Genomic DNA, 9,883 nt, shown 5'->3' with positions numbered 1-9,883 from the left:
AAGGTCCCAAATTACAGCTAAGTGGGAAACGATGTGGGAAGGCCAGACAGCTAGGATGTTGGCTTAGAAGCAGCCATCATTTAAAGAAAGCGTAATAGCTCACTAGTCGGTCGGCCTGCGCGGAAGATGTAACGGGGCTAAGTTGTAAACCGAAGCTGCGGCAATGCGATTTATCGTATTGGGTAGGGGAGCGTTCTGTAAGCCGCTGAAGGTGTGTGGTAACGCACGCTGGAGGTATCAGAAGTGCGAATGCTGACATGAGTAACGATAATGGGGGTGAAAAACCTCCACGCCGGAAGACCAAGGGTTCCTGTCCAACGTTAATCGGGCAGGGTAAGTCGACCCTAAGGCGAGGCTGAAAAGCGTAGTCGATGGGAAACGGGTTAATATTCCCGTACTTCTTACTGTTGCGATGGGGGGACGGAGAAGGCTAGATGAGCCTGGCGATGGTTTGTCCAGGTTTCAAGTGCGTAGGCTTAAGAGTCAGGTAAATCCGGCTCTTTTTAAGGCTGAGACACGATGTCGAGCACTAAGGTGGTGAAGTCATTGATGCCATGCTTCCAGGAAAAGCCTCTAAGCTTCAGACAGTAAGGAATCGTACCCCAAACCGACACAGGTGGTCGGGTAGAGAATACCAAGGCGCTTGAGAGAACTCGGGTGAAGGAACTAGGCAAAATGGTACCGTAACTTCGGGAGAAGGTACGCTCCTGATGGTGACATGTCCCTTGCGGATGGAGCTGACGGGAGTCGCAGATACCAGGTGGCTGCAACTGTTTATTAAAAACACAGCACTGTGCAAAATCGTAAGATGACGTATAGCGGTGTGACGCCTGCCCGGTGCCGGAAGGTTAATTGATGCTGTTAGGACTTGGTCGAAGCGGTTGATCGAAGCCCGGTAACGGCGGCCGTAACTATAACGGTCCTAAGGTAGCGAAATTCCTTGTCGGGTAAGTTCCGACCTGCACGAATGGCGTAATGATGGCCACGCTGTCTCCACCCGAGACCTCAGTGAATTGAAATCGCTGTGAAGATGCAGTGTACCCGCGGGCTAGACGGAAAGACCCCGTGAACCTTTACTACAGCTTGGCACTGAACATTGAGCTACATGTGTAGAGATAGGTGGAGGCTATGAAACACAGTCGCCAGATTTGTGGTGGAGCCATCCCTTGAAATACCACCCTTGTAGTTTGATGTTCTAACTTGGTCCCCTAATCGGGATGAGGACAGTGCCTGGTGGGTAGTTTGACTGGGGCGGTCTCCTCCCAAAGAGTAACGGAGGAGCACGAAGGTGGGCTAATCACGGTTGGACATCGTGAGGTTAGTGTAATGGCATAAGCCCGCTTGACTGCGAGAGTGACGGCTCGAGCAGGTGCGAACAGCAGGTCATAGTGATCCGGTGGCTCTGAATGGAAGGGCCATCGCTCAACGGATAAAAGGTACTCCGGGGATAACAGGCTGATACCGCCCAAGAGTTCATATCGACGGCGGTGTTTGGCACCTCGATGTCGGCTCATCACATCCTGGGGCTGAAGTCGGTCCCAAGGGTATGGCTGTTCGCCATTTAAAGTGGTACGCGAGCTGGGTTTAGAACGTCGTGAGACAGTTCGGTCCCTATCTGCCGTGGGCGTTGGAAGATTGAAGGGGGCTGCTCCTAGTACGAGAGGACCGGAGTGGACGAACCTCTGGTGTTCGGGTTGTGATGCCAATCGCATTGCCCGGTAGCTAAGTTCGGAATCGATAACCGCTGAAAGCATCTAAGCGGGAAGCGAGCCCTGAGATGAGTCTTCCCTGGCACTTTAAGTGTCCTGAAGGGTTGTTCGAGACCAGAACGTTGATAGGCAGGGTGTGTAAGCGTTGTGAGGCGTTGAGCTAACCTGTACTAATTGCCCGTGAGGCTTAACCATACAACACCGAAAAGGTTTTGGCGGACTCAAGAGAGAATCTTGGTTGTGGGTTGAGAATAAGACAGCTTTCTGAATTAACGAATTTGCCTGGCGGCCATAGCGATTTGGACCCACCTGATCCCATGCCGAACTCAGAAGTGAAACGAATTAGCGCCGATGGTAGTGTGGGGTTTCCCCATGTGAGAGTAGGACATCGCCAGGCTTTTATTTTGCTTGCTTATTGATTTAAGCAAGTCACCATAAGACTTTAAAAAAGATTAGAGTTTTATGTTGACTTTCAAAGTGGGTAGCGTATTATACGCGTCCTGCTTAAGTGCTAACGCACTGAAAGCAAAGCTCTTTAACAATATAAACCTATCAATCTGTGTGGGCACTCGTCGGATAAACATCCAAAAAATTTTATCAATGATACGAGTGACCAAAACGAACAGGATTTCTTTTTAGAATGAATGTTTGGCACAGTCAATTCAACATAACATTACTTTTGATAAAGTAGTGCATGTTATCAGTATTCATTGAGCCGATGCTAAGGCATCAAAAAACTTTAATTGAAGAGTTTGATCATGGCTCAGATTGAACGCTGGCGGCAGGCCTAACACATGCAAGTCGGGCGGTAACAGAAGAAAGCTTGCTTTCTTGCTGACGAGCGGCGGACGGGTGAGTAATGCTTAGGAAGTTGCCCGGTAGAGGGGGATAACCATTGGAAACGATGGCTAATACCGCATAATACCTATGGGTCAAAGCGGGGGCTCTTCGGACCTTGCGCTACCGGATACGCCTAAGTGAGATTAGCTGGTTGGTGAGGTAAGAGCTCACCAAGGCGACGATCTCTAGCTGGTCTGAGAGGATGATCAGCCACACTGGAACTGAGACACGGTCCAGACTCCTACGGGAGGCAGCAGTGGGGAATATTGCACAATGGGGGAAACCCTGATGCAGCCATGCCGCGTGTATGAAGAAGGCCTTCGGGTTGTAAAGTACTTTCAGCAGTGAGGAAGGGTGACAGATTAATACTCTGTTATTTTGACGTTAGCTGCAGAAGAAGCACCGGCTAACTCCGTGCCAGCAGCCGCGGTAATACGGAGGGTGCGAGCGTTAATCGGAATTACTGGGCGTAAAGCGCATGTAGGTGGTTGATTAAGTCAGATGTGAAAGCCCGGGGCTTAACCTCGGAATCGCATTTGAAACTGGTTGGCTAGAGTACTGTAGAGGGGGGTAGAATTTCAGGTGTAGCGGTGAAATGCGTAGAGATCTGAAGGAATACCGGTGGCGAAGGCGGCCCCCTGGACAGATACTGACACTGAGATGCGAAAGCGTGGGGAGCAAACAGGATTAGATACCCTGGTAGTCCACGCCGTAAACGATGTCTACTTGGAGGTTGCGGCCTTGAGCTGTGGCTTTCGGAGCTAACGCGTTAAGTAGACCGCCTGGGGAGTACGGTCGCAAGATTAAAACTCAAATGAATTGACGGGGGCCCGCACAAGCGGTGGAGCATGTGGTTTAATTCGATGCAACGCGAAGAACCTTACCTACTCTTGACATCCAGAAAATCCTTTAGAGATAGAGGAGTGCCTTCGGGAATTCTGAGACAGGTGCTGCATGGCTGTCGTCAGCTCGTGTTGTGAAATGTTGGGTTAAGTCCCGCAACGAGCGCAACCCTTATCCTTGTTTGCCAGCACTTCGGGTGGGAACTCCAGGGAGACTGCCGGTGATAAACCGGAGGAAGGTGGGGACGACGTCAAGTCATCATGGCCCTTACGAGTAGGGCTACACACGTGCTACAATGGCGTATACAGAGGGCGGCCAACTTGCGAAAGTGAGCGAATCCCAAAAAGTACGTCGTAGTCCGGATTGGAGTCTGCAACTCGACTCCATGAAGTCGGAATCGCTAGTAATCGTGGATCAGAATGCCACGGTGAATACGTTCCCGGGCCTTGTACACACCGCCCGTCACACCATGGGAGTGGGCTGCAAAAGAAGCAGGTAGTTTAACCTTCGGGAGGACGCTTGCCACTTTGTGGTTCATGACTGGGGTGAAGTCGTAACAAGGTAGCGCTAGGGGAACCTGGCGCTGGATCACCTCCTTACACGATGATGGTTATTGTCGAGTGTTCACACAGATTGAAGGTTTATGTCGTTTAAGAGTATCTTAGTGTCCCGTTCGTCTAGAGGCCTAGGACACCGCCCTTTCACGGCGGTAACAGGGGTTCGACTCCCCTACGGGATACCATTGGGTCGTTAGCTCAGTTGGTAGAGCAGTTGACTTTTAATCAATTGGTCACAGGTTCGAATCCTGTACGACCCACCATTTCCTGCCACAGGAAAACAAATATTGTGGGCGATTAGCTCAGTTGGGAGAGCACCTGCCTTACAAGCAGGGGGTCACTGGTTCGAACCCGGTATCGCCCACCACTCTCTAACTATTTTTGGACATGGATTCCAAACCACTTCATTGCATGTACGTGGTTGGAATTTTTGACGGCTGAATAGCCATCCGAGAGTCGTTAGAAAGTGCCTTTCTTTTGGTAGAAAGTAGCATTGCTCTTTAACAATTTGGAAAGCTGACAAAGCAGTTTTGTTTTTAAACAAAACTGTTTGTAAAAGTTCTCAATACTTTCTTGTATAAGAAAGACCAACACAATCAAGTGTTCTTGGAAATTGAGTCCGGCAATATCATAGTCTGCCGCATGTATAAAAATGGCAGACAAATCTTGGTGACAAGACCACATTCCGAAACTTTTTCGGGTTGTATGGTTAAGTGACTAAGCGTACATGGTGGATGCCTTGGCAGTCAGAGGCGATGAAGGACGTACTAACTTGCGATAAGCTCAGATGAGGCAGTAAGAGCCACCTGAATCTGAGATTTCCGAATGGGGAAACCCACTTACAGCAGTAAGTATCATTAAGTGAATACATAGCTTAATGAGGCGAACCGGGAGAACTGAAACATCTAAGTACCCCGAGGAAAAGAAATCAACCGAGATTCCGAAAGTAGCGGCGAGCGAAATCGGAGTAGCCCTTAAGCTGATACAGTGTCAGGTGAAGTGTCTGGAAAGGCACGCGATACAGGGTGACAGCCCCGTAACTGACGGCATTGTATAAGTGAAATCGAGTAAGGCGGGACACGTGATATCCTGTTTGAAAATGGGGGGACCATCCTCCAAGGCTAAATACTCCTGACTGACCGATAGTGAACCAGTACCGTGAGGGAAAGGCGAAAAGAACCCCTGTGAGGGGAGTGAAACAGAACCTGAAACCGTGTACGTACAAGCAGTAGGAGCCTACTAGTTAGGTGACTGCGTACCTTTTGTATAATGGGTCAGCGACTTATATTCAGTGGCAAGGTTAACCGATTAGGGGAGCCGTAGCGAAAGCGAGTGTTAACTGCGCGTTTAGTCTCTGGATATAGACCCGAAACCGAGTGATCTAGCCATGGGCAGGTTGAAGGTTGAGTAACATCAACTGGAGGACCGAACCGACTAATGTTGAAAAATTAGCGGATGACCTGTGGCTAGGGGTGAAAGGCCAATCAAACTCGGAGATAGCTGGTTCTCCCCGAAAGCTATTTAGGTAGCGCCTCGGACGAATACTACTGGGGGTAGAGCACTGTTAAGGCTAGGGGGTCATCCCGACTTACCAACCCTTTGCAAACTCCGAATACCAGTAAGTACTATCCGGGAGACACACGGCGGGTGCTAACGTCCGTCGTGGAGAGGGAAACAACCCAGACCGCCAGCTAAGGTCCCAAATTACAGCTAAGTGGGAAACGATGTGGGAAGGCTCAGACAGCTAGGATGTTGGCTTAGAAGCAGCCATCATTTAAAGAAAGCGTAATAGCTCACTAGTCGAGTCGGCCTGCGCGGAAGATGTAACGGGGCTAAGTTGTAAACCGAAGCTGCGGCAATGCGATTTATCGTATTGGGTAGGGGAGCGTTCTGTAAGCCGCTGAAGGTGTGTGGTAACGCACGCTGGAGGTATCAGAAGTGCGAATGCTGACATGAGTAACGATAATGGGGGTGAAAAACCTCCACGCCGGAAGACCAAGGGTTCCTGTCCAACGTTAATCGGGGCAGGGTAAGTCGACCCCTAAGGCGAGGCTGAAAAGCGTAGTCGATGGGAAACGGGTTAATATTCCCGTACTTCTTACTGTTGCGATGGGGGGACGGAGAAGGCTAGATGAGCCTGGCGATGGTTGTCCAGGTTCAAGTGCGTAGGCTTAAGAGTCAGGTAAATCCGGCTCTTTTTAAGGCTGAGACACGATGTCGAGCCACTAAGGTGGTGAAGTCATTGATGCCATGCTTCCAGGAAAAGCCTCTAAGCTTCAGACAGTAAGGAATCGTACCCCAAACCGACACAGGTGGTCGGGTAGAGAATACCAAGGCGCTTGAGAGAACTCGGGTGAAGGAACTAGGCAAAATGGTACCGTAACTTCGGGAGAAGGTACGCTCCTGATGGTGAAGTCCCTTGCGGATGGAGCTGACGGGAGTCGCAGATACCAGGTGGCTGCAACTGTTTATTAAAAACACAGCACTGTGCAAAATCGTAAGATGACGTATACGGTGTGACGCCTGCCCGGTGCCGGAAGGTTAATTGATGCTGTTAGACTTTGGTCGAAGCGGTTGATCGAAGCCCCGGTAAACGGCGGCCGTAACTATAACGGTCCTAAGGTAGCGAAATTCCTTGTCGGGTAAGTTCCGACCTGCACGAATGGCGTAATGATGGCCACGCTGTCTCCACCCGAGACTCAGTGAAATTGAAATCGCTGTGAAGATGCAGTGTACCCGCGGCTAGACGGAAAGACCCCGTGAACCTTTACTACAGCTTGGCACTGAACATTGAGCCTACATGTGTAGGATAGGTGGGAGGCTATGAAACACAGTCGCCAGATTGTGTGGAGCCATCCTTGAAATACCACCCTTGTATGTTTGATGTTCTAACTTGGTCCCCTAATCGGGGATGAGGACAGTGCCTGGTGGGTAGTTTGACTGGGGCGGTCTCCTCCCAAAGAGTAACGGAGGAGCACGAAGGTGGGCTAATCACGGTTGGACATCGTGAGGTTAGTGTAATGGCATAAGCCCGCTTGACTGCGAGAGTGACGGCTCGAGCAGGTGCGAAAGCAGGTCATAGTGATCCGGTGGCTCTGAATGGAAGGGCCATCGCTCAACGGATAAAAGGTACTCCGGGGATAACAGGCTGATACCGCCCAAGAGTTCATATCGACGGCGGTGTTTGGCACCTCGATGTCGGCTCATCACATCCTGGGGCTGAAGTCGGTCCCAAGGGTATGGCTGTTCGCCATTTAAAGTGGTACGCGAGCTGGGTTTAGAACGTCGTGAGACAGTTCGGTCCCTATCTGCCGTGGGCGTTGGAAGATTGAAGGGGGCTGCTCCTAGTACGAGAGGACCGGAGTGGACGAACCTCTGGTGTTCGGGTTGTGATGCCAATCGCATTGCCCGGTAGCTAAGTTCGGAATCGATAACCGCTGAAAGCATCTAAGCGGGAAGCGAGCCCTGAGATGAGTCTTCCCTGGCACTTTAAGTGTCCTGAAGGGTTGTTCGAGACCAGAACGTTGATAGGCAGGGTGTGTAAGCGTTGTGAGGCGTTGAGCTAACCTGTACTAATTGCCCGTGAGGCTTAACCATACAACACCGAAAAGGTTTTGGCGGACTCAAGAGAGAATCTTGGTTGTGGGTTGAGAATAAGACAGCTTTCTGAATTAACGAATTTGCCTGGCGGCCATAGCGATTTGGACCCACCTGATCCCATGCCGAACTCAGAAGTGAAACGAATTAGCGCCGATGGTAGTGTGGGGTTTCCCCATGTGAGAGTAGGACATCGCCAGGCTTTTATTTCCCAAGAGCCCGTTATCTCTATAACGGGCTTTTTTAATAAGGTTATCCATGCTGATATAGCTCAGGTGGTAGAGCGCATCCTTGGTAAGGATGAGGTCCCCAGTTCGAGTCTGGGTATCAGCACCAGTTTTGTTTAGCGACCATAGCAATTTGGATCCACCTGATTCCATGCCGAACTCAGAAGTGAAACGAATTAGCGCCGATGGTAGTGTGGGGCTTCCTCATGTGAGAGTAGGACATCGCTAAACTCTATCCTTTCTTCTTTATCTATTTGTTTCCTTAGACATATTTTCTTTCTCTGTTTATAAATTCTGTAGATCTGATTCAGACTAAGCAGACTTTTGACTTTATACCTTTAAAATAATCCATAAAGACGAAGCTAATCCGATACTGCTCTCATGTGTGTTCCTTTTTTATATTTTTATGCCAAACCTCAATTAATCCCTGAAACCAAGCACTATGGCCCAGAAGCTATATAGTCAGGTGCCTTAACGATCATTTCCCTTGAGAATGTTTAACACGATCTAATTTTATTATATTTCTTGGGTGGTTAGCGAAAGTCCTCATCGAAACCTAGTGTGTTTGAGCAGATGACAGGTGAAATCAGGATAGTAGTGTTGCCAAATTCAGGTATGGATATCAGAATCGGTTAGTCATGAATCTTGTGTCTAAGGGATTTTATATTTGAAGTGAGATTGAAGAGAGAGCCAGCAGTTTCACTTTTATCCGAATAGATATCTGCTGGCTTGTGAGTTTTTGAAGCCGATGAGTTGAAGCTATTCATAGCTAATTGATGCTGATGATGAATAACCTCAATTAGATCGTATTTTTACTGCTTGTCAATCTCAGCGTTTTTTTCGGCATTTTTCGCTTTTTCTATCATTGGCGTTATCGTAGAACCTTGTACCAGAATAGAAAAAACCACCACGGCATAAGTCATTACCAAAATCAGCTCTTTTACATCGATGAGTTTATCCGGGATAACCAATATACCCGATGGAATTGACAGAGCCATTGCCAGAGCCAGTCCTCCCCGCAGACCGCCCCAGGTCAGTATTGTAATTGACCATGGGTTGTACGAGCGATAACGTCTAAAGCCCAGGTACGCCGTAAACACACTTAGATAGCGACCGGCAAGAACAAGGGGAACAGCGATTGCCATGACAATCCAGTCTTCTTCATGGAATTTAAACAACAGCATGGACATACCGATGAGCAGGAAAAGAACGCCATTTAAAAACTCATCAACCAATTCCCAGAATCGATCTAAGTGTTCTTCACTTTCTTTTGAAAACCCGATGAATCGTGTCCAGTTGCCAATCATGATACCAGAGACAACCATGGCTAATGGGCCGGAAACGTGTATCACTTCAGCAAAAGCATAACCGGCTGTTGGAACCCCGATGGTCAGTAATAGCTCCATCGAGTGATCATTGGTTGAGCTGATGAGATAATGAAAGAGAAGTCCCAGAGCAAGGCCGTAGCAAATACCGCCGATGGCTTCTCTCAGAAAAAGCATTGAAACACTACTGATTGTTGGAGTATGAGAACTAAAGGCGATAGTGAATAACGTAACAAATATAACCAGACCGAAGCCGTCATTAAATAAGGATTCTCCCTCTATTTGAGTGGAAATTCGTCTCGGGGCGTTGAGTTTTTTTACAATAGCAAGCACGGCTATTGGGTCGGTTGGAGAAATCAGAGCACCAAATAAAAGGCAATATACCAAATTAAACTGGATTCCAATCATTTGACAAATAAAATACAAAACACCGCCGATAAAAAAGGTGGAGAATAGTGTTGCTCCCAGAGCAAGAACGGCAATTTCCCATTTTTGATCTGTCAGGTTGGGAAGTTTTATGCCTAATCCACCGGCAAATAGCAGGAAACCGAGAATACCTTTGAGTAGAAAGTTCTCAAAGTTAATGCTTGTCATGGTTTCAGTCGCGATTTGAGTCAGGTGAAACCAGTTATTTTGACCTGAGATGAGGATAAACAAAGACAGTATCATAGCTCCGGCGGTAATAGCGATGGTCGTTTGCATTCGACTAATTTTACTGTTTATAAAAGCTATACCCATGGCTGCTGCGGAAAGAAAGCATAAAGTGTAGTAGACCGACATGGTGT

The 9,883-nt window shown here is 48.5% G+C and carries 2 protein-coding genes, 4 tRNA genes and 6 rRNA genes; 10 read left to right on the top strand and 2 right to left on the bottom strand.

The window, feature by feature from the left end; all coding sequences use genetic code 11:
* The 6 genes from LRQ06_RS05645 to LRQ06_RS05620 form a co-directional block, all read left to right on the top strand.
* A 23S ribosomal RNA gene (locus LRQ06_RS05645) occupies window positions 1–1,904 on the top strand; the annotation flags it as partial.
* 86 nt (window positions 1,905–1,990) lie between these two features.
* Window positions 1,991–2,106 (top strand): 5S ribosomal RNA (gene rrf / locus LRQ06_RS05640).
* A gap of 343 nt (window positions 2,107–2,449) precedes the next feature.
* A 16S ribosomal RNA gene (locus tag LRQ06_RS05635) occupies window positions 2,450–3,991 on the top strand.
* A 67-nt stretch (window positions 3,992–4,058) separates the two neighbouring features.
* Window positions 4,059–4,134 (top strand) — tRNA-Glu (locus LRQ06_RS05630).
* Window positions 4,135–4,136: 2 nt separating this feature from the next.
* Window positions 4,137–4,212, top strand: a tRNA-Lys gene (locus LRQ06_RS05625).
* A gap of 28 nt (window positions 4,213–4,240) precedes the next feature.
* Window positions 4,241–4,316 (top strand) — tRNA-Val (locus LRQ06_RS05620).
* Between the two features lie 92 nt (window positions 4,317–4,408).
* Here the strand turns inward: LRQ06_RS05620 and LRQ06_RS05615 are convergent.
* Entirely contained in the window at window positions 4,409–4,633 is a 225-nt protein-coding gene (locus LRQ06_RS05615) for a hypothetical protein (protein WP_232765440.1), read from the bottom strand.
* A 23-nt stretch (window positions 4,634–4,656) separates the two neighbouring features.
* Here LRQ06_RS05615 and LRQ06_RS05610 point away from each other — a divergent pair.
* The 4 genes from LRQ06_RS05610 (at window position 4,657) to rrf (LRQ06_RS05595) (ending at window position 8,004) form a co-directional block, all read left to right on the top strand.
* Window positions 4,657–7,546, top strand: a 23S ribosomal RNA gene (locus LRQ06_RS05610).
* A gap of 86 nt (window positions 7,547–7,632) precedes the next feature.
* A 5S ribosomal RNA gene (rrf, locus tag LRQ06_RS05605) occupies window positions 7,633–7,748 on the top strand.
* Window positions 7,749–7,806: 58 nt separating this feature from the next.
* Window positions 7,807–7,882 (top strand) — tRNA-Thr (locus LRQ06_RS05600).
* 6 nt (window positions 7,883–7,888) lie between these two features.
* Window positions 7,889–8,004, top strand: a 5S ribosomal RNA gene (rrf, locus tag LRQ06_RS05595).
* Window positions 8,005–8,585: 581 nt separating this feature from the next.
* On the opposite strand, the gene LRQ06_RS05590 is transcribed toward rrf (LRQ06_RS05595), so the two are convergent.
* Window positions 8,586–9,878: a cation:proton antiporter gene (locus LRQ06_RS05590; RefSeq protein ID WP_232765439.1), complete on the bottom strand. Its 1,293-nt coding sequence runs from the start codon at window positions 9,876–9,878 to the stop codon at window positions 8,586–8,588.
* Window positions 9,879–9,883: the final 5 nt, after the last annotated feature.

This window comes from Vibrio salinus (genome assembly GCF_021272385.1).
In the GTDB taxonomy this organism is placed as follows: Bacteria; Pseudomonadota; Gammaproteobacteria; order Enterobacterales; family Vibrionaceae; genus Vibrio; species Vibrio salinus.
This window is presented reverse-complemented; position numbering and strand designations above follow the sequence as displayed.

Excerpts from the sequence above, each read along its gene's own strand:
- LRQ06_RS05615 (WP_232765440.1), bottom strand. The coding sequence starts at position 4,633 with ATGTGGTCTTGTCACCAAGATTTGTCTGCCATTTTTATACATGCGGCA.
- LRQ06_RS05590 (WP_232765439.1), bottom strand. The coding sequence starts at position 9,878 with ATGTCGGTCTACTACACTTTATGCTTTCTTTCCGCAGCAGCCATGGGT.